The organism is Symbiopectobacterium purcellii, assembly GCF_019797845.1.
Taxonomy (GTDB): domain Bacteria; phylum Pseudomonadota; class Gammaproteobacteria; order Enterobacterales; family Enterobacteriaceae; genus Symbiopectobacterium; species Symbiopectobacterium purcellii.
Genome location: NZ_CP081864.1, coordinates 4,139,513 through 4,158,723, shown reverse-complemented (window position 1 = coordinate 4,158,723; position 19,211 = coordinate 4,139,513). Strand labels below are relative to the sequence as shown.

Genomic DNA, 19,211 nt, shown 5'->3' with positions numbered 1-19,211 from the left:
ACGTTAGAAATCCAGCTCTACCGGAATCGGGGGGCTGTGAAGCATCAGCTTGCTCTGTTTTGTTATGCGAAACGTGGCGGAATAGCGCATTTTGGTGCTGCCAGCGATCAGGTTATTCATTTCGCTAAACGCAAAACGCAGCGAGGCATTGCTGGCCCAAGGTGCTAGTTGGGTTAAGCGGTAGGTGAAATAGACCGCATTCATCCCCTGTGCCACGGGCTCAATCGTGAGGATGTGGTCAAGTTCCATGCGCCCAAAGCAGAGATCGCCTGCGGTACGCCACGCTTGTTCGGCTTGCGGCGTTAACTGATAGACAATGTTCTCTCCCTGACGTGTCTCCCGTGCCAATCCGGCATCTACCAATGCCTGCATGCGCCCGGTGATCCAGGGCGCGTCTTGGGCGTGGCTATATACCGGCCATTGTTTTACGCCGAGGCAATGCGCAGGCTCTGCGGCAAAATAGTCACGTAATGCCCGCTGATAGTCAGCGTTTGTAGGCTGTGCCCAGAGGCTGCCTGGGAACAATGCAGCCCAGGATAATAAAAGGATCAGCGCGTAGTTAAGGTTCATACCGTGTCCTTACCAGGCGAAAACCGATATCTGACATCATAAAACCCGGCGTATGTGCATCACACCCGCTGCGCAGGTTGCCTTGTGTCATATAGCTCCCGCCACAAAACAGGTAGAGCGTTTTACCGCCTTCAACCGCAACGGTATCGTTAAGCCACTGAGACACATTGCCGCTCATGTCATACAAACCAAGAGCATTAGGCTGTTTTGATGCAACGGGGCGAGTACCGAACGTGGTGGCCTCCTGAGAGGCGAAATGGGCAACGTTCTCTGGCGTGTTACTGCCAGCATAATAGAAGCCATAGCTTCTGTTGGCCAAACCGGGTGCGCCGCCTCTGGCCGCCACCTCCCATTCATTGCGTGATGGCAAACGATAGCCTGAGGCATGAGGTGCAGTGCGAAGGGGGGCGGCTTCGTCTGGCTCTGGCTGCTGTTTAAGCGGTTGCCCATCGCCGGCCAGATAGTAGGGCGTTAATCCCTGTCGAGCACTCAACGCATTGGCAAAAATAATAGCATCCCACCAGGAGACATTGGTGACAGGATGTTTGCCATCGTCTTGTTCTGGCGCAAGGCAGTCTTCGAAGTGTGCGCCGTTGCATCCACCTTCAATCATGTAGCCTTGCTCTGTCGCCCATGCCAGCAGATCGTGATAAAAGCGATAGGTGACTGCGGTGGTCATGATGTTATAAGCAGTCAGTGAGGTGTTGGTGTGCTCGGCGTAGGCCTGCTGGCCAAAAACCGGACCAACGTAATAGTGACCTGTTTTGACCGTGATTTCGTCAATGTGCAGCGGCGTGGCGCAAGCGGCCTGAAACATCAGCCCCATGCCGAGCAGCATAAAGAGTGCTTTGATCATGGTATTCCTGTACCGGTGTTGCTGTCCTGTATGGCTGCTGTGAGGGCCGTGACGTGCTGAACATTCTACGCGCTGAGGCGCGATAAGTCTCTGCGCGATTGCTCGGGGGGGAGATAATGGCAATGCCGGTATACAGGGTTGCATACCGGCGTGATACGCGAGGACTACAGGTCGATCACCAGGATCTTGGAACGACGCTGGTAGTTATACAGTTCCTGCTTGCGTTTGGGCAGCATCTCCACCTCGGCGGGCTGAAAGCCGCGCTCCTGAAACCAATGGATGCTGTGTGTGGTGAGCACGAACAGTTTCTTCAACCCCTGCTGACGCGCCTGTGCCGCAACGCGTTGTAGCAACATGTCTCCACGCGAGGAACTGCGATAGTCAGGATGTACCGCGACGCAGGCCATTTCTCCGATGCTCTCTTCAGGGAACGGATACAGCGCGGCGCAGGCGATGGTCAGGTTATCGCGGACGACCACGGTAAACTTATCGATCTCCATTTCCAGCTGTTCGCGTGAGCGGCGCACGAGAATTCCCTGCTGCTCCAGTGGGCGGATCAGCTCGAGAATGCCGCCAATATCGTTAATGGTGGCACGGCGCACTTGCTCCGCGCTCTCCATAACGATCTGGGTACCGATACCGTCGCGAGAAAACAGTTCTTGCACCAATACCCCGTCTTCCTGATAGCTGATCAGGTGACTACGCCGCACGCCGCTCCGGCATGCGCGCACGGCGCCACGCAGGAAACGCACGGTTCCCGAGTTATAATCGCCATCGGCTTCGCGCTCTTCAATACAGCGCTGGGCGTCATCCGGGAACAGTTCAGAAATGATGGTGCCATCCTGCGTGGTAACCCCTTGAGATGAACAGAAGCCGATCATTTTCTCGGCTTTCAGTTTAATCGCCAACTGGGTAGCCACTTCTTCAGACGTCAGATTGAAACTCTCGCCCGTGACGGAGACGGCAACCGGGCCGAGCAGCACAATGGCGCCGCTGTCTAACTGACGATGTATCGCCGCTTCATCGATACGTCGGATGCGACCGCTGTGGCAGTAGTCCACGCCATCATCCACCCCCAATGGCTGGGCAATAATAAAGTTACCGCTTACCACGTTGATGTGCGCACCCTGTAGCGGCGTGTTATTCAAGCTCATGGAAAGACGCGCGGTGATATCCAGTTGCAGCATGCCTGCGGCCTGTTTCACCAGATCCAGCGTGTTGCTGTCGGTGACACGGGTATGCTTATGATAACGCGGTTCGAAATGGTGTGTGGTCAGGCTGGCGTCAATCTGCGGACGGGCACCATAGACCACCACCAGCTTGATGCCGAGGCTATGCAGCAGACCAATATCGTTGACGATGTTGGCGAAGTTTTCATGCTCAATGGCTTCACCGCCCAGCATAATGACAAAGGTTTTGCCGCGATGCGCATTGATATAAGGAACCGAATGGCGGAAGCCTTGGACCAGTTCTGTACTACGTTCCTTCACTGCGAGCCTCTCTGAGTGAATTTTTATTCTTAATTTGTGTATTTTTATTCTAATTGAACGAAAAGGCAAGGAGTAAGTCTCACAATTCGGTCGTGTTCCGCGTTATTGCCCTGTTTCTCGGAGTGGGCTGATTTCCGTTGTGAATGACTGACTTGCTCTCCGGCCATTTATACGCCGTCACAATGATTTTTACATGACAGAGGTGGGAAGATTCGTTAAAGTTTTCACATTGTTAATACTGACTTTATCTTTTTCGCGTAATATCGCAGCAAATTTTCTGTTGGTCTGTGTTTTTTTTGCCTGACATCACCGTTTGAGCACTTGCGCCAGTGTCTGCTTGCGACAGCATCACAATGACTACAGCACCATAATAACGACAGCATAACGAATTGGAGTGGCATGTCTTATTCGAATCACAATCAGACTCGCCGCCGCCTCTTGCAAGGCGCGGCGGCAACCTGGTTATTGAGTGTCAGCGGTGCCGGATGGGCCGCTGCCGCCCAGGTGATCGCCGTTCGCGTCTGGCCTTCTTCAGCCTATACCCGCGTCACGCTAGAGTCTAACCGCACGTTAAAATACAAGCAGTTTATGCTAACCAACCCTGACCGGCTGGTTGTGGATATCGAAGATATCCAACTTAACAGCGTGTTGAAAACGGTTTCGCAGCAGTTTCAGTCTGACGATCCGCTGATCAAAGAAGCCCGCATTGGGCAGTTTGATCCTAAAACGGTGCGCCTGGTGTTAGAACTGAAGCAAGCCTCCAATCCGAAAGTTTTTACTCTCGATCCCATCGCCGAGTTTAAACATCGCTTAGTGTTGGATCTCTACCCGGCGGTAGGGCGCTATGACAATGCCGACGATCCGCTACTGGCGCTGCTGGAAGATTACAATAAGGGAGATCTGGAGAGTAAATTACCGCCGGAAGCGCCGTTGGCAGGCAAAGCGGGGCGCGATCGTCCGTTGGTTATCATGCTCGATCCCGGTCACGGCGGTGAAGATCCCGGCGCCATTGGTAAAAATCGCACGCGTGAGAAAGACATCGTGTTGCAGATCGCACGGCGGTTACGCAGCCTGATTGAACGTGAACCCAATATGAAGGCGTACATGACGCGCAATGAGGATGTGTTTATTCCCCTGCGCGTGAGGGTGGCGAAAGCACGCAAGCAGCGTGCCGATCTGTTTGTTTCGATTCACGCAGATGCTTTTACCAACCGCGCGGCACGCGGCTCTTCGGTGTTTGCACTGTCGAAGAAAGGCGCGACCAGCACCGCAGCGCGTTTTTTGGCGGAAACGCAAAACGAATCCGATCTGATTGGCGGTGTGGGCATGAGTGGCGATCGTTATCTCGACCATACGCTGTTTGATCTGGTGCAGACTGCCACCATCAGCGATAGCCTGAAATTTGGCGGTGAAATCCTTAAGCGACTCGGCAAAGTGAATAAGCTGCATAAGAATAAGGTCGATCAGGCCGGGTTTGCGGTGTTAAAAGCACCCGATATCCCCTCGATTCTGGTAGAAACGGCGTTTATCAGTAATCTGGAAGAAGAGCGTAAATTGCGCACCAGCCACTTTCAGCAGCAGATTGCGGAATCTATTCTGGCAGGGATAAAAGCGTACTTTGCCAGCGTGGGCAATCGTAAGTGAGGCGCTTGCGGTATTGAGAGGGTAAAAACAAAAAAACACCCGTCAGGGTGTTTATTGTTGGTAAGTTTCTTGATTCAAGAATTTGGTTGCGGGGGCCGGATTTGAACCGACCACCTTCGGGTTATGAGCCCGACAAGCTACCAGGCTGCTCCACCCCGCGTCCGTCTTACACGTTATCTGACTTTATCTGATGTCTTGGCATCAGTTGGTTGCGGGGGCCGGATTTGAACCGACGACCTTCGGGTTATGAGCCCGACGAGCTACCAGGCTGCTCCACCCCGCGTCCGTATTACGCTTTATCTGACTTTCTATGATGTCTTGACATCAATTGGTTGCGGGGGCCGGATTTGAACCGACGACCTTCGGGTTATGAGCCCGACGAGCTACCAGGCTGCTCCACCCCGCGTCCGTATTACGCTTTATCTGACTTTCTATGATGTCTTGACATCAATTGGTTGCGGGGGCCGGATTTGAACCGACGACCTTCGGGTTATGAGCCCGACGAGCTACCAGGCTGCTCCACCCCGCGTCCGTGGATGCGCACTATACTCTCCATCGCTGGGTATGCAACCTCTATTTGAGCAAAAAGGGATCTTAGCGGCACGCCTGCCGATTTTATCTGCACTTTGGTTATTTTTTGTCCTTATTCACGCGGTTATGGTATTTGGCGCGTTTTCTTATAGAGATGCCTTTGTTATTGTGCATCCACTGATTTGTCGTGCGGTAAAGAGAGCGAAAAAGAAAATGAGAGTATGTTGGGGGAAATATGTGCTGACCGGGGTGGTGATCGCCATTCTGGCCGGGTGTCAGTCCAGGCCGACCGACCGTGGGCAGCAGTATAAAGATGGGCGACTTGAGCAGCCGCTTGCGCTCGTTAATGAACCCAACGCTACCGGAAAGCCGGTTAATGCGGGCGACTTCGTTAGCCAGGTGACAGAGATTAAGAATGCTTCCCCCGCGCTGTATGACCGTAATCAGGACATCTTTCAGGCCATTCAGCGTTGGATGCAGGCCGGTGCCGACACGCGTAACCTGAGCCAGTTCGGGCTTAATGCCTGGCAAATGGAGGGCGTGGATAATTTTGGTAACGTGCAGTTTACCGGGTTTTACACGCCGGTCGTGCAGGCGCGCTACACCCGTCAGGGCGAATTCCAGCACCCGCTCTATGGTATGCCAGCCCCCAACAAAAAGAGTCGTCGCTTACCCGATCGGGCGGGCATTTATGCTGGTGCGCTGGGCGAACGCAATGTCCTGGCCTGGACCAACTCGCTGATGGATAACTTTTTGATGGAAGTGCAGGGGAGCGGCTATGTGGATTTCGGTGATGGCCGACCGCTGACCTTCTTTGCCTATGGCGGCAAGAATGGGCACGCCTATCGCAGTATTGGTAAGGTGTTGATCGACAGAGGCGAAGTGCCTAAAGAAGAGATGTTGATGCAGGCGATCCGCCACTGGGGTGAGACACACTCTGCGTATGCTGTGCGTGAACTGCTGGAGCAGAATCCTTCTTTTGTTTTCTTTAAACCGATGTCATCCGCGCCGGTGAAGGGGGCCAGCGCCGTGCCGCTGATTGCCAAAGCCTCTGTAGCCTCCGATCGTTCGCTAATCCCGCCGGGTACGGCCTTGCTGGCAGAAGTTCCGTTGCTTAACAACGAAGGGAAATTCACCGGTCGTTACGAAATGCGCATGATGGTAGCGCTTGACGTGGGGGGAGCCATCAAAGGCCAGCATTTTGATATCTATCAGGGGATCGGGCATGAGGCCGGTCATGCTGCCGGATATTACAACCATTATGGCCGCGTCTGGGTGCTGAAAAATAATGCAGCGTCTCCCTTTAGCACTACGCCTTTATTAATGCAAAGCGCCTCACGGTAACGTATCTTTTATCTGTGCCGGGAAAGAATAACTTTTCCGGCCTTTTTATTGAGCAACGGTTTATTTTATTATTATTGCTTATGCCATATTCTGGATAAGGTAATAAATATAACTTTGTTTGCAAAAATGAACTTATTGTTACACTCCTCTGGCGCATCAATTTGATACGCCGTCATTTATCGCGGTTGGGATCACCTTCGTCTGCGAAGTTGTTGACGTCATCATAATAGCGGTAATGCAGTTTGACTCTCGGGGAAATACCATGAAATTAAAATTAGTAACGTTGGCAATTACTTCATTGGTTGCGCTCAATACGTTTGCGGCAACCATCGATTATCGTCACGAATTCAAAAATACCTCAAACGGCGATCATAAAGATCGTTTGTTGTTTTCTCATCGTTTTGAGCAAGGTTTCGGTCTGTCCGTCGAGGCTCGTTGGGGACAGCACGCCAATGATAAAACGCCAAACAAACCGTTTAACGAAAGTGTCAGCAACGGCACGGAAGTGATTGCCAGCTATTTGTATAACTTCAATAAAACCTTCTCGTTAGAGCCAGGTTTTTCTCTGGATTCAACGTCTAGCGTCAATAATTACCGTCCCTATTTGCGAGGTAAAGCCAATCTGACTAACGATCTTTCTGTCTCATTGCGCTATCGCCCCTATTATAAACGCACCAGCGGTAATATTGGAACGTCGGGTCGTACATCTGAAAATGGTTATAATCTAACCTCGGTGATTGCCTATAACTTTCTTAAAAACTACACAGTTGAATATGAGTTGGATTATCAAAAAGCCAATGCTGCTGGCATAAAATTGGCAGATAACGACAGTTATTCTTTTGGTCATGATGTGAAGTTGAGCTACAAGTGGGATAAAAACTGGCGTCCCTTCGTGGCGGTGGGAAATGTGCCTGAATCAGGAACCACGGATAATCGTCAAACACGTTATCGCGTTGGGGTTCAATACAGTTTCTGATGAGATATGTAGTGATAAAATAAAAGCCGCCTGATTATTCAGGCGGCTTTTTTATGCAGCGTTAAAGCATCAACCTTTAAAACCGTACTTTTTGCTCAGACCCAGTTCGTTGACGATACGAATACCGTTCTGTAGTGCATCGCCTTGCAGGTCGCGCAGCGGCCGACGCAGGTTACCTGCTGGTAAGCCGATGGCTTTCATCAGCGATTTTACCGCCACCGGATTGATGGCCGAATAGGTGTAGTGCAGCAGCGGTAGCAAGTGTTGATAAGCGGCACGGAAGCGCGCAGCATCGTCACCGTTTTTCCACGGGCGTGAGATTTCTGCCAGCTTTGCCGGCGCAAGGTTGCCGGTCATGTTGGCGGTGCCGTGTCCACCGAGTGACATGGTCGGAACCACCAGCCCCAGATTCGGGGAGTCACAGCACATAACCGAAACGTCCGGGTTGCCAGCCAGCACTTGCGCCACCTGCCCCACGCGGGTGGTGGATTCTTTATGCACGACATAGTTCGGGTGTTTGAAGATGCGCAGCAGTGATGTCCAGTGCAGATCGGATTTGACGCGCGGCGGGTTGTTGTAGATCCCGAGCGGCAAATCGGTGGCATCCGCGACTTCAAGGAAATAGCTTTCGATATCGCTTTCCGGTGCACAAATATAGGCCGGTGCTGCGATGATCGCGCCATCTGCGCCGTTATCTTGCGCATAGCGCACATAATCGATGGTAGTGTCAGTGTTGTTGCCGGTGCAACCGAAGAAAATCTTCATGTCGCCCTGACGGAATTTCGCCGTGCGGTGAATAATGGCCTTACGTTCTTCGGCTGACAACATGGAGACTTCACCGGTAGAGCCCATGATCAGCACGGCGGAGGTGCCGTTTTCAGCCTGGAACTGCAACAGAGTCTCAAATGCGCCGAAATCGACGCTGCCATCCTCGTTGAACGGGGTAATCAGCGCTACAAAGGAGCCTTCAATTTTTGGTTTACTCATGGTTTTCAGCCTGCATTATTTCCTGACGGTGTGAATAACGGCATGGACGACGCGTGTGATGTCGCCTCCATGCGGTGAATATGCGAGATATCATTATGGGAAGGCGCGCAAAAACCGGTGCTGACGAAGGTGAGCAAATGCGCCAGCACTTGTTCGTCGTCACGGTTATCGCACAGCCCGTGTGACAGTAAAGCCAGCCTGCCTGAACGTGGATCGGCATCGGTCAGCACATGCATGGCGGCACCGCGGGCAAATTCATAACGCCAAATCACCTCTGCACGCGCCAGATGTGGCAAGGTGCGAGAAAGTGCATCAATAAACCGATGCGCTACATGGTCGAACTGTGCGGAAAGCAATGACGTGACGCTGTGTTCCGGTGTGGCGCGTAAGTGCTGCAACAGTCGCACCACAATACGTCCCCCATCGGGGGTTTTGGCGGTTTTCACCAGTGGGCGCAGGAGTGCATCCAGCAGCACATCAATCGGAATGGGACGATCGCCATAGCGGGTTTCGGCGGCATCCAGCAGATGCGCGCGCGCTTCGCTCAACGGGCCCAGAACCGCGTCCAGCACCGCGTGCAGCAGGCCATCTTTGGAGCCGAAGTAATAATTGACCGAGGCCAGATTCACCTGCGTGGCCTGAGTAATTTCACGGATAGTGGTCAGCTCAGCGCCTTTATGGGCAAAACGCGCAATGGCCTCTTGCAGGATGCGCTGACGGATTTCCGGTTGCTTGTCTCTTGTCGCTGTGGTCATGGCAGTATCCTTGATTCAGGCGCTTTGCAGCTCCTGATACACCAGCGGGGCCCAATACTGGACGCCGACAGGAATCAGGTCATCGTTAAAGTCATAGTGCGGCGTATGCAGCGCGGCGGTATCGCCGTTACCGACCATCATGAATGCGCCAGGGCGCTGTTCCAGCATGTAGGCGAAATCTTCCGCGCCCAATAGCGGTGTCATGTTCGGATTCACGCTGGCGACCTTATGGGCGGCGCGAATGGCACGGTCGGTGGCGTCGGCATCGTTTACCAGCACCGGGTACTGATAGTCATAAGTCACTTCCGCGCGTGCGCCATAACCCTGGGCACAATGCTGCGCCAGCGTTTCAAGGCGGGAAGCCAGCAATTCACGAATGGCGGGCGAATAGCTGCGCCCCGTGCCTTTGATGCGCACACTGTCGGGAATGACGTTCGGCGCATTGGCATCACCCGCCTGAATATGACCGATACTCAACACGGCGGATTCCATTGCAGGTACGTTACGGCTGACGATAGTTTGTAACGCGCTAATAAACTGTGCGGCGGGCAGCGTGGGGTCGATGGACAGATGAGCCCCCGATCCTCCGTGCCCTCCCGTGCCGCGAAACACCACCTGCCAGGTGTCGCTGGCGCACAGCATCGGCCCAGCACGCAGCGCAAACGTACCGAGGGGGACGCCCGGCTTGTTGTGCAAACCGTAAAGGGCATCGCAGGGGAAGCGTTCCAACAAGCCGTCGTTGAGCATGGCCGGTGCACCGCCTAACCCTTCTTCCGCTGGTTGAAAAATAAAATGCACGGTGCCAGCAAAATCGGGGTGTAGCGACAGATAACGCGCTGCGCCGAGCAGCATGGTCACATGACCATCATGGCCGCAGGCGTGCATCTTGCCTGGGTGCGCAGAGGCATAAGGCAGCCCGGTTTGCTCATGGATATACAGCGCATCCATATCGGCACGCAGGCCAAGGCGCCCAGAGCCGGGATAGCGCCCTTTTAGCGTGGCGACGACGCCGGTCCCGCCGATATCGGTGGTAACCTCAATGCCCCATTCGGTTAAGGTGCTCGCAATTAAACGTGCGGTTTGCCACTCTTCAAAACCGATTTCCGGGTGCTGGTGAATCTGGCGGCGCAGTGCTGTCAGTTCGGGCAATAAGGTGTCGACTGTCGCCTTATTGACGCGCGGTGTCTCTGCTGTGGGTACAGATGGCGTCATGATGATTCCTTAAAAAGTACCGGGATAGCTGCCGCCATCAATCAGCAGGTTTTGTCCGGTGATATATCCGGCTTGCTGTGAGCAGAGAAACGCACAAGTGGCACCAAACTCTTCGGGTTGACCATAGCGCTGAGCCGGATTCGCCGCCGCGCGTTCTTTGTGGATGGTTGCAAAATCCCGCCCGGTTTGTTCGCTCAACGACTGGATATGGTGCCATTGGCCTTAGGTATCGAAGATGCCGGGCAGAATATTGTTGATCGTCACGTTGCGGTGCACTTGCGTGCGCGCCAATCCGGCGACAAAGCCCGTCAGGCCGGAACGCGCGATGTTGGATAAGCCCAGTTCCAACTGTGGGATCTTGACGCTGCGCGAGGTGATGTTGATGATGCGACCAAAACCGCGCTCAGCCATGCCATCAACGGTGAGGCGTATCATGGCAATCGGGCCGAGCATCATGCTGTCGAGCGCATCGAGCCAATCCTGTCTCTGCCATTCGCGAAAATCACCTGGCGTTGGGCCGCTGGCGTTATTGATCAGTATGTCAGGCGCAGGACAGGCATTCATGGCCGCTTGTCGGCCTGCTTCTGTGGTGATATCCGCCACAACGGCGTTCGGGCGCACGCCGGTTTGCAGCAAAATGCTCTCTTGGGCTTCGTGCAGTGCCTGTGCGGTGCGTGACAGTAGGGTGACTTCAACCCCTTCTTGTGTCAGTTGCAGTGCGGCTGCTTTTCCCAGCCCTCGGCTGGCTCCCCACACCAATGCTTTTTTTCCTTGAATGCCCAAATTCATGCCGTTTGTCTCTCTGTCAGGTGGACGGTGGGGGTGGTGCTCGCCGGGATCTCTTGTGCCGTACGCGGCGTTGCGCCCGGGACTGCATCGATCAATTTTCGGGTATACGGGTGTTGCGGCTGGTGCCAGATGCGGTAACTGTCGCCCTGTTCAACGCAGTTGCCGTTGTGCATCACCATCACGTTATCGGCGATATAGCGCACCACGGCCAAATCGTGCGAGATAAACAGCAGCGCCAGCCCCATCTCGTTTTTCAATTCCACCAGCAGGTTGAGAATTTGTGCCTGAATGGACACATCCAGTGCAGAGACCGGCTCATCGCAGATCACCAGCGACGGTTTAATCACCAGTGCGCGAGCTATCCCGATGCGTTGGCGCTGTCCACCAGAAAATTCGTGTGGGTAACGCTCCAGACTGCGTTGGGGTAGCCCGACCTTATCAAGGATTTCGCGTACGGCGCGTTGGCGTTCGGCACGTGAACCCATGTTGTGTACCACCAGTGGTGTTTCCAGAATGTGCTGAATGCTGTGGCGCGGGTTAAGCGACGCGTAAGGATCCTGAAATATCATCTGCACACGCTGACGCAGTGAAGCAAGGCGTGATCCGCTGTGATGGGTGATATCCTCACCGTCAAAAATGATGCTGCCCTGCGAGGTCGGCAGCAGGCGCAGAATGGTTTTTGACAAGGTCGACTTTCCGCAACCGGATTCGCCAACCAGCCCCAGCGTTTCCCCCGGGTGGATATCCAGCGATACGCCATTCACTGCGCTGACTTTCCCTTGTGCGGTCTGGTATTCGGTGTGGATATCGCGCAGCGACAGCAGCGGCTGTTGATCGGTCTGACGCGGGCTGTGCACCAGCGGCGGTGGTGTAATCAGTGAGAAAGCAGAACCTTGTGCATCCGATTGATGATGTATTTCCGGCAGGCGCGAATCCCGGTAATGCATATCCTGATCCATATGCAGCGAGGTGCCCAGCAGACCGCGCGTATAGGGGTGTTGCGGTGTGCTGAACAGCTGCGTGGTGGCAGCCTCTTCGACCTTTTGCCCGGCGTACATGACCGCCACGCGATCGGCCCACTGCGACACCAAACCGAGGTCGTGCGTGATCAGCAGCAGCCCCATCGACAATTCGCGTCTCAGTCTGTCCAGTAGCGCCAGAATTTGCGCCTGAATGGTGACGTCGAGCGCAGTGGTAGGTTCATCGGCAATCAGCAAACGCGGCTGGCAGGCAACCGCCATGGCGATCATCACACGCTGGCGCTGTCCGCCGGAGAGGTTATGCGGGTAATCATCAACGCGCCGCGCTGGCTCGGGGATCCGCACTAGATCCAGTAATTCAATGGCGCGTTTGCGCGCAGCGGCTGGGGTTAATTGCTGGTGCACATGCAGCGTTTCTGCGATTTGCTGGCCGATGCTCAACACCGGATTTAGCGATGTCATCGGCTCCTGAAAGATCATCGAAAGCTGATTGCCGCGCCGTTGGCGCATTTGTGCATCGGACAATGTCAGCAGGTTTTGCCCGTCAAACAGAATTTCCCCCTGCAAACGCGCGCTGTCAGGCAGCAGACGCATCAGCGACAGGGCGGTGGCGGATTTTCCGCAACTGGATTCCCCCACCAGTGCCAGCGTTTCACCGGCATTCAGGGTCAGGTTTAAACCACGCACCGCCTCATGGCCGGGAAAAGTGACGCGCAGATCGTTGATGGTGAGTAACGATGTCATGATGCTCTCCTGCGCAAACGGGGATTCAACGCGTCGTTAAGCGCATCGCCGACCAGATTGAGTGATAACACGGTCAGCACCAGTGCGCCGCCGGGCAGGGCAGTGAGGAACCAGGCGGTGCGCAGCGATTCGCGACCGGCACCGATCATGCTGCCCCAACTGACCCGGTTGGGATCGCCAAAACCGAGAAACGCTAACGCGGATTCAATCAGAATGGACGATGCCACCATGACCGAGGTGGTCACGATGATCGACGGCAGCGCGTTCGGCAGCATTTCCTGAAAGATAATGCGCAGCGACGAAAAGCCCTGACTGCGAGCTGCCATGACAAAGTCACTGGCGCGCAGCGAACGAAACTCCGCGCGAACCAGACGGGCAATGGTCGGCCAGGACGCAATGCCGATTGCGCTGGATATCAGGCCAATCGAGGGATTACCGAGCGCGACCAGCACGACCACCAGTAAGAACGTGGGAAAGGTTTGAAACAGTTCAGTGATATGCACCAAAACGTCGTCGATTATGCCGCCAAAATAGCCCGCCAATGCACCGACGACGGTGCCGATGGCCAGGCTGACCAACACGGCGCTGAAGCCTATCTGCAACGAAACCTGTGAACCGTGCACAATGCCGGCGGCCACGTCACGACCCAGCGAATCGGTTCCCAGTGGGAACTGGGGGTCCTGTCCGGGCCATAAAAACGGCTGTGCCACCATATCCAAAGGATCGCCGGGGTAGATGAACGGGGCGAGAAACGCCATCGCCACCACCGCCAAAAGCATCAGAAAACCCGCCATGCCTGAAGGATTGCGCAAAAAGGCGTTCACTTCAGGCGACAGGCGGAACGTGCGGCGCACAGGGCCTTTTTCATCAACAAGGTTACTCATGTCAGGAATTACCTATTTCATTGTATTCTGGTGTGATTTTTGGCCAGGCTCAGTGCGCTTTAATGCGCGGATCCAACCAGGACTGAAGTAAGTCCACCAGAATATTCGCCACAATCACCAGCAGAGCAGAAAGCAGCAGTACACCCAGCAGTACGTTAAAATCGCGAGCCATCACAGCCTCCAGCGCCAGCCGACCGAGTCCAGGCCAACTGAATACCGTTTCGACGACGGCAGCGCCGCCGAGCAGGTTGCCAAAGTGCATACCTGCGACCGTGGTGATCGGCAGCAACGCGCAGCGCAAAATGTGGCGCACAGTGACAAACCACGGGGTCAGTCCTTTGGCATGGGCGGTGCGTACAAAATCCTGCTGGGCGATTTCCAGCATCGCCGCGCGGGTTAAGCGGGCGTAAATGGCAATAAAAAAGCTGCTCAATGCCAGCACCGGCAAAATGGCGTGACGCAGCATATCCGCGACGTAGGCCCAGCCCGTGAGATCGGCGCCGATGGTGATGTTGCCGCCGCTCGGCAGCCAATCAAGCTGCACCGAGAACAGAATCAGCGTCATCAACCCGATCCAGAACCCCGGCGTGGAGTAGAGCAGCAGTGCCAGCAGCGACAGCACGCGGTCAGGCCATTTCCCTGCCCATACCGCCATTACTGCGCCCAGCGCGATCCCGACTACGATAGCGATGGTCTGTGAAAGCAGCATCAGCAGCAGCGTGCTGGGTAGCCGTGCCATGATCAGGTCCATCACGGGGGCGTTATAGCGCGGTGAAAAGCCGAGGCTGAAGTGGCTGAGGTTGCCAAGGTAGCTGAGAAGTTGGGAAAGAATAGGCTGATCCAGTCCGAACTGGGCGCGCAGCATCGTCATGGTTTCTGCGGTAGCGCTGCCCGCTTCGGCAGCCAGTACGTCGGCGGCATCGCCCGGTACCAGTTGCAGCAGAAAAAATACCACGATCACGATGCCGAGCGTCGTGGGCAGCGCATGCAATAGCGTGCGTTGCAAAATACGTCGGGTGCGTTGCAATCTGTTCATCGCCCTACCTCTATCAAAAAAACACAGTCCCGCCGTCGCGGGACTGTCGTATTACTTACTGTTCAATCCACACGTCAGCCAGGCTGCCATTCACACCCTGAATGCCGTTGATAAAGCCGTGGACGTGCTTGTTGTAGATAGTCAGTCGGTTGATCTGCAACAGGTTCAGGTCCGGAATCTCGGTCGCGATGATGCGTTGGAACTGTTTGTACAACTCCACGCGTTTCGCCTGATCGGTCTCAACGGCGGCCTGTTCCAGCAAACGATCTACTTCCGGGTTGCTGTAGTGCGAGCCATTACCAAACGGCACGCCCGGTGAGTAGGTTTTCGACCAGTAGAGACGCTGGACACCAACCGCCGGATCGAACAGGTTGGAAATGGAGCCGTTGTTGAAGTCAAAGTCGCGATCGGTATAGACGCGTTTAACAAAGGTGGCGAAGTCCTGCGAGCGGATGGTGACGTCAATCCCCACTTTGGCCAGCGCGGATTTCAGGTATTCAGCAACGCGTTTAAAGCTGTCACCGTAAGGCATAAAATCGTGTACCAGTTGGAAACGAATACCGTTGGCCTGACGGGGGAAGCCCGCTTCATCCAGCAGTTTGTTTGCCTTGGCGATATCGAAATTGTACGGTGATGGCGTGCTGTCGTGGAACTGCGTCAGTTCCGGCGTAATCCCGGTGGGAGAGTTCGAGGCATAGCCATACCACACCACTTTTTTCAGCACATCGAGATTGATGCTGTGCGCAATCGCCTGACGCACCTTGAGATTTTTCAGGTACGGGTTATCCAGGTCGAACTCGATACGGGTTTGCGTCGGGCTGTAGCCATAACCGCGGGTTTCAATGCCCAGTTTCGGGTTCTTCTTGATGCTCTCAATTTCACTCATCGGGATGGGCGTATCACTGCCCAGATCCAGCGCGCCAGTTTCCAGGGCAATGGTGCGCGTGGCAGCATCAGGAATGATTTTTACCACTAAACGATCGATATAAGGTTTGGGCTGATCCCAGTAGTTCGGGTTGCGCTCATACAGAATATGGCTGCCGCGTACCCACTCTTTAAACACAAACGGGCCAGTACCGATCGGTGCGGTGTTGTGCGGGTTGGAGAGAATATTGGTGCCTTCGTAGAGATGTTTGGGCACCATCGGCGCTTCGTTGGCTGAAAACGCACTCAGCAAATAGGGCGCAGGCTGCGACAGCTCAATGATAGCGGTATAAGGATCCGGCGTTTTTACCTCGGTAACGTTAGCAAACGTGCCCTTACCCCGTGAGTTATATTGCTTCACGGTGAGAATGGAGAAGGCGACATCCGCAGAGGTGAAGTCTTTGCCATCATGCCATTTTACACCCTGACGCAAATGGAAGGTGTACGCTTTGCCATCCGGGCTGACAGACCAACTGGTCGCCAGTTGTGGCACCGGGTTCATGTTGAAATCGTAATCCAGCAACCCTTCGATCACTTTGGCGTTAACCTTCATCACCGCGCCGCTGGTGCTGACCAGACTGGTCAGGACTGGCGGTTCGGGCTCGGCCAGAAAGTTGAGCGTGCCGCCGCGTTGCGGGGTTACACCCGGTTGCGGCGTTGCCGTATCGGCTAACCCCGGCAGACTGAATAATGAGGTTGCCATTATCAGCGCAGATAATATCGCTTTATGTTTCATGGTATTTATCCGTATTTTTCAGGGATATTATCCCTGTCGATTATGCGGTTTTTTGTGAGCGTTTTTTTCGCTGATATACCAGCCTGACAGCGTAACAATTCGACGCGCTATTCAGAGGAAAAGTACGGTAATCACGGCGATCGAGAAATCACTATCAGGAAACTAACATCGGGTCATAAATAAAGGGATTGTCAGTGTGCGAGTCATCATGAATTCCTGGTTTTGGTATCTACTATTCAATAAAAACTAACTAAAACAATTGATTATTTATTATTTTCGCGTGGTGGCGAATCAATCACAGCCCGTTGCTGAGGCAAACTTTTCGACTGGCTTATTGCGGTTAAACCCTATCCTAACGTGCGTTTTAAACAAACGTTTAAATCTGCATAAGCAAAGCTATATTCCGCATAACCCGCGTACTTGAAGTGTCTGGGGTATTTCTTTTATAACTGTGGCATTGTTTTTTACGACACTGTTTTCACGATTTTTTAACGCCATATTTTGGCGTTGTTTCTTACCAGGGCTGCGTTGTCCCGCTATCCAGGGTGACACGAAAAAGTATTGAGGTTGCGAATGGCTATTCAGCGTTATCCACATCTGGCGCATTGGGGCGCTTTTACCGCCGTCGTGGAGGACGGAAAACTGATCCGCTGCGAGCCGTTTGCCAGCGATCCGGCCCCCTCCGCGATGCTTGATTCTATTGTGCCGCTGGTCTATTCCGACAAGCGTATTCGCCGCCCGGCCGTGCGCCGTTCCTGGTTACAAAAGCGTGAAAACAGCGATGGTGCGCTGCGCGGCAAAGAAGATTTTGTTGAGGTAGACTGGGATGTTGCGCTCGATCTGGTGGCGCAGGAGAACCGGCGCGTGCGCGATCGTTACGGGGCGGACGGTCTGTTCGCCGGATCCTACGGTTGGTCTTCTGCGGGGCGCTTTCATCATGCGCGTTCGCAGGTGCGACGTTTCTATTTCTCTGGCGGTGGTGCCGTTGATCAACAAGGAAACTACAGCTGGGGTGCGGCGCAATTCTTTTTGCCCTACGTTATTGGTACCTTTCAGCCGCTCACCGGCAAGGTAACGGAGTGGCGCAGCGTGTTAGAACACTGCAACATTTTCCTCGCGTTTGGCGGATTGGCGCTGAAAAACGCGCAGGTGGCGTCCGGTGGCGCGGGATATCACAGCCTGGAACCGGCATTGCGCCAACTGGCTGAGAAAAATATTCCGGTTATCAACATCAGTCCGATGCGCGACGACTGTCCAGCATTTCTCGGTGCCGAGTGGATCCCGATTCGTCCCAATACCGATGTGGCGTTGATGCTGGCGCTCGGTTACGAAATTCAGCGACTGGGTGCGGATGACACCGATTTTCTGCGGCGTTATTGCGTGGGCTATGAGGCGTTACGCCACTATTTGACCGGTGAACGCGATGGCACCCCGAAAACGCCGGAGTGGGCCAGCGCCATCACCGGCATTCCCGCCGAGCGTATTCGTCGTCTGGCGCGACAACTGATTGGCGTGCGCAGTTTTATCACCTGTGCCTATTCGGTGCAGCGCGCCCATCGCGGAGAGCAGCCGTACTGGATGATGATCGCGCTGTCGGCGATGTTGGGCCAGATTGGCCTGCCGGGCGGTGGTTTCTCCTTTGGTCACGGTTCCATGAACGGTGTTGGTAATGAGCGTATCGCATCGCCCGCGCCAGAATCCCCCTCGGTGAAGAACCCAGGGCGTGCCATTCCGGTGGCGCGTATTGCCGATATGCTACTGAACCCCGGCCAGCCCTATACCTTTAAGGGTGAAACCCATCGTTACCCCGACATTCATCTGATTCACTGGGCCGGTGGCAATCCGTTTCACCATCACCAGCAGCTTAACCGTCTGGTTGAAGGCTGGCGCAAGCCTGAAACGGTTATCGTACAGGATATCGTGTGGACGCCCGCGGCGCAGATGGCTGACATCGTGCTGCCCGTGACCACCACGCTTGAACGTAACGATCTGGGCGGATCGTCGCGCGATCGCCATCTGTTCGCCATGCATCAGGCGATTGCGCCGCAACATCAGGCGCGCAATGACTATGATATTTTCAGCGAGCTGGCAGAACGACTGGGTTATGGCGATGCCTTTACCCAAGGGCGTGATGAGCAGGCATGGTTGGAAGCGCTGTATGAAGAGTGTCGTGGGCGTCAGCAGGGCGTGGAATGGCCTGAGTTTGACGCGTTTTGGCAGCGTGGGCATCTGGATGTGCCGCAGGGTGAGAAGCCGTTTGTGTTCTTTGATGCCTTCCGCAACAGCCCTGAACAGCATCCGCTGCAAACGCCGAGCGGCAAGATTGAACTGTACAGCGATACTATCGCCCGTTACGGCTATGAGGATTTTGCCCCACATCCAGAATGGCGTCCGCCCGTCGAGTGGCTCGGAGCCGAAACCGCAGAGCGCTGGCCGCTGCATTTTATTTCCATTCAGCCATAGGATCGTTTGCACAGCCAACTGGCCGCGACGCCGCAGGTGGCGGCGAACAAAACCGCAGGGAAAGAGACGCTGTATATGCACCCGCAGGATGCCAATGCGCGCGGTATTGTTGATGAGCAGCAGGTGGAGGTCTTTAACGAACGTGGTCGAATTTATGCCGGGGTCCGCGTGACCGTGCTAACGCTGGACATTGGCACCTCACCGCTCACGCAGGGACCGAATGCCATGAGCTGCCTGGTGGACGTAGCGGCGGCCTGATTTTCATCACACCAGTAGCGTAACAGGCTCGA

Annotated in this window: 13 protein-coding genes, 4 tRNA genes and 2 pseudogenes; 4 read left to right on the top strand and 15 right to left on the bottom strand. The window is 54.6% G+C overall.

Features of this window, described 5'->3' with window-relative positions; translation table 11 throughout:
• Window positions 1–3: 3 nt before the first annotated feature.
• The 3 genes from K6K13_RS19280 to argA form a co-directional block, all read right to left on the bottom strand.
• A complete protein-coding gene (locus K6K13_RS19280) occupies window positions 4–570 on the bottom strand; it encodes an SEN1982 family lipoprotein (RefSeq protein WP_252120348.1) in 567 nt (188 codons plus the stop codon).
• Entirely contained in the window at window positions 560–1,426 is an 867-nt protein-coding gene (locus K6K13_RS19275; protein ID WP_222158422.1) for an SUMF1/EgtB/PvdO family nonheme iron enzyme, read from the bottom strand. The genes K6K13_RS19280 and K6K13_RS19275 overlap by 11 nt, the downstream gene beginning before the upstream one ends.
• A 164-nt stretch (window positions 1,427–1,590) precedes the next feature.
• On the bottom strand, window positions 1,591–2,916 hold the full coding sequence (argA, locus tag K6K13_RS19270) for an amino-acid N-acetyltransferase (protein ID WP_222158421.1): 1,326 nt from the start codon (window positions 2,914–2,916) through the stop codon (window positions 1,591–1,593).
• 399 nt (window positions 2,917–3,315) lie between these two features.
• On the opposite strand from argA, the gene amiC reads away from it, so the two are divergent.
• Window positions 3,316–4,560 carry an N-acetylmuramoyl-L-alanine amidase AmiC gene (gene amiC, locus K6K13_RS19265; protein WP_222158420.1) on the top strand — a complete coding sequence of 415 codons (1,245 nt, stop codon included), beginning with the start codon at window positions 3,316–3,318 and terminating at the stop codon, window positions 4,558–4,560.
• A gap of 83 nt (window positions 4,561–4,643) precedes the next feature.
• Here amiC and K6K13_RS19260 read toward each other — a convergent pair.
• The 4 genes from K6K13_RS19260 to K6K13_RS19245 form a co-directional block, all read right to left on the bottom strand.
• Window positions 4,644–4,720: transfer RNA gene (locus K6K13_RS19260), tRNA-Met, on the bottom strand.
• A gap of 46 nt (window positions 4,721–4,766) precedes the next feature.
• Window positions 4,767–4,843: transfer RNA gene (locus tag K6K13_RS19255), tRNA-Met, on the bottom strand.
• Window positions 4,844–4,889: 46 nt separating this feature from the next.
• Window positions 4,890–4,966, bottom strand: a tRNA-Met gene (locus K6K13_RS19250).
• A 46-nt stretch (window positions 4,967–5,012) separates the two neighbouring features.
• Window positions 5,013–5,089, bottom strand: a tRNA-Met gene (locus K6K13_RS19245).
• Window positions 5,090–5,304: 215 nt separating this feature from the next.
• Here K6K13_RS19245 and mltA point away from each other — a divergent pair.
• Together mltA and K6K13_RS19235 are read left to right on the top strand one after the other, a co-directional pair.
• Window positions 5,305–6,435 carry a murein transglycosylase A gene (gene mltA, locus K6K13_RS19240; RefSeq protein ID WP_222158419.1) on the top strand — a complete coding sequence of 377 codons (1,131 nt, stop codon included), beginning with the start codon at window positions 5,305–5,307 and terminating at the stop codon, window positions 6,433–6,435.
• A 262-nt stretch (window positions 6,436–6,697) separates the two neighbouring features.
• Window positions 6,698–7,411, top strand: a complete 714-nt coding sequence (locus K6K13_RS19235; protein WP_222158418.1) for an oligogalacturonate-specific porin KdgM family protein — start codon at window positions 6,698–6,700, stop codon at window positions 7,409–7,411.
• 69 nt (window positions 7,412–7,480) lie between these two features.
• Here K6K13_RS19235 and K6K13_RS19230 read toward each other — a convergent pair whose 3' ends face one another.
• The 8 genes and pseudogenes from K6K13_RS19230 to K6K13_RS19195 form a co-directional block, all read right to left on the bottom strand.
• Complete coding sequence (locus K6K13_RS19230) at window positions 7,481–8,398, bottom strand: 4-hydroxy-tetrahydrodipicolinate synthase family protein (protein WP_222158417.1); 918 nt, start codon at window positions 8,396–8,398, stop codon at window positions 7,481–7,483.
• 5 nt (window positions 8,399–8,403) lie between these two features.
• Window positions 8,404–9,153, bottom strand: coding sequence for a TetR/AcrR family transcriptional regulator (locus K6K13_RS19225; protein WP_222158416.1), 750 nt, complete (start codon window positions 9,151–9,153; stop codon window positions 8,404–8,406).
• Between the two features lie 15 nt (window positions 9,154–9,168).
• Window positions 9,169–10,365 (bottom strand): M20 aminoacylase family protein, encoded by a 1,197-nt coding sequence (locus K6K13_RS19220; RefSeq protein WP_222158415.1) that lies wholly within the window; start codon window positions 10,363–10,365, stop codon window positions 9,169–9,171.
• Window positions 10,366–10,374: 9 nt separating this feature from the next.
• Window positions 10,375–11,154, bottom strand: a pseudogene (locus K6K13_RS19215) (SDR family oxidoreductase).
• A complete protein-coding gene (locus K6K13_RS19210; RefSeq protein ID WP_222158414.1) occupies window positions 11,151–12,878 on the bottom strand; it encodes an ABC transporter ATP-binding protein in 1,728 nt (575 codons plus the stop codon). The pseudogene K6K13_RS19215 and the gene K6K13_RS19210 overlap by 4 nt, the downstream one beginning before the upstream one ends.
• Window positions 12,875–13,762 (bottom strand): ABC transporter permease, encoded by an 888-nt coding sequence (locus K6K13_RS19205; protein ID WP_222158413.1) that lies wholly within the window; start codon window positions 13,760–13,762, stop codon window positions 12,875–12,877. The genes K6K13_RS19210 and K6K13_RS19205 overlap by 4 nt, the downstream gene beginning before the upstream one ends.
• A gap of 49 nt (window positions 13,763–13,811) precedes the next feature.
• Window positions 13,812–14,798 carry an ABC transporter permease gene (locus K6K13_RS19200; RefSeq protein WP_222158412.1) on the bottom strand — a complete coding sequence of 329 codons (987 nt, stop codon included), beginning with the start codon at window positions 14,796–14,798 and terminating at the stop codon, window positions 13,812–13,814.
• A gap of 55 nt (window positions 14,799–14,853) precedes the next feature.
• Window positions 14,854–16,458: an ABC transporter substrate-binding protein gene (locus tag K6K13_RS19195; RefSeq protein WP_222158411.1), complete on the bottom strand. Its 1,605-nt coding sequence runs from the start codon at window positions 16,456–16,458 to the stop codon at window positions 14,854–14,856.
• A 573-nt stretch (window positions 16,459–17,031) separates the two neighbouring features.
• On the opposite strand from K6K13_RS19195, the pseudogene K6K13_RS19190 reads away from it, so the two are divergent.
• Window positions 17,032–19,179 (top strand): annotated as a pseudogene (locus tag K6K13_RS19190) (molybdopterin-dependent oxidoreductase).
• The last annotated feature ends 32 nt before the right edge of the window (window positions 19,180–19,211 follow it).

What these genes read in the sequence shown, in the direction of transcription:
- mltA (WP_222158419.1), top strand. Translation starts at nt 5,305, where the DNA reads ATGAGAGTATGTTGGGGGAAATATGTGCTGACCGGGGTGGTGATCGCC.
- K6K13_RS19280 (WP_252120348.1), bottom strand. Translation starts at nt 570, where the DNA reads ATGAACCTTAACTACGCGCTGATCCTTTTATTATCCTGGGCTGCATTG.
- K6K13_RS19235 (WP_222158418.1), top strand. Translation starts at nt 6,698, where the DNA reads ATGAAATTAAAATTAGTAACGTTGGCAATTACTTCATTGGTTGCGCTC.
- K6K13_RS19275 (WP_222158422.1), bottom strand. Translation starts at nt 1,426, where the DNA reads ATGATCAAAGCACTCTTTATGCTGCTCGGCATGGGGCTGATGTTTCAG.
- K6K13_RS19210 (WP_222158414.1), bottom strand. Translation starts at nt 12,878, where the DNA reads ATGACATCGTTACTCACCATCAACGATCTGCGCGTCACTTTTCCCGGC.
- amiC (WP_222158420.1), top strand. Translation starts at nt 3,316, where the DNA reads ATGTCTTATTCGAATCACAATCAGACTCGCCGCCGCCTCTTGCAAGGC.
- K6K13_RS19205 (WP_222158413.1), bottom strand. Translation starts at nt 13,762, where the DNA reads ATGAGTAACCTTGTTGATGAAAAAGGCCCTGTGCGCCGCACGTTCCGC.
- K6K13_RS19200 (WP_222158412.1), bottom strand. Translation starts at nt 14,798, where the DNA reads ATGAACAGATTGCAACGCACCCGACGTATTTTGCAACGCACGCTATTG.
- K6K13_RS19220 (WP_222158415.1), bottom strand. Translation starts at nt 10,365, where the DNA reads ATGACGCCATCTGTACCCACAGCAGAGACACCGCGCGTCAATAAGGCG.
- K6K13_RS19230 (WP_222158417.1), bottom strand. Translation starts at nt 8,398, where the DNA reads ATGAGTAAACCAAAAATTGAAGGCTCCTTTGTAGCGCTGATTACCCCG.
- K6K13_RS19225 (WP_222158416.1), bottom strand. Translation starts at nt 9,153, where the DNA reads ATGACCACAGCGACAAGAGACAAGCAACCGGAAATCCGTCAGCGCATC.
- K6K13_RS19195 (WP_222158411.1), bottom strand. Translation starts at nt 16,458, where the DNA reads ATGAAACATAAAGCGATATTATCTGCGCTGATAATGGCAACCTCATTA.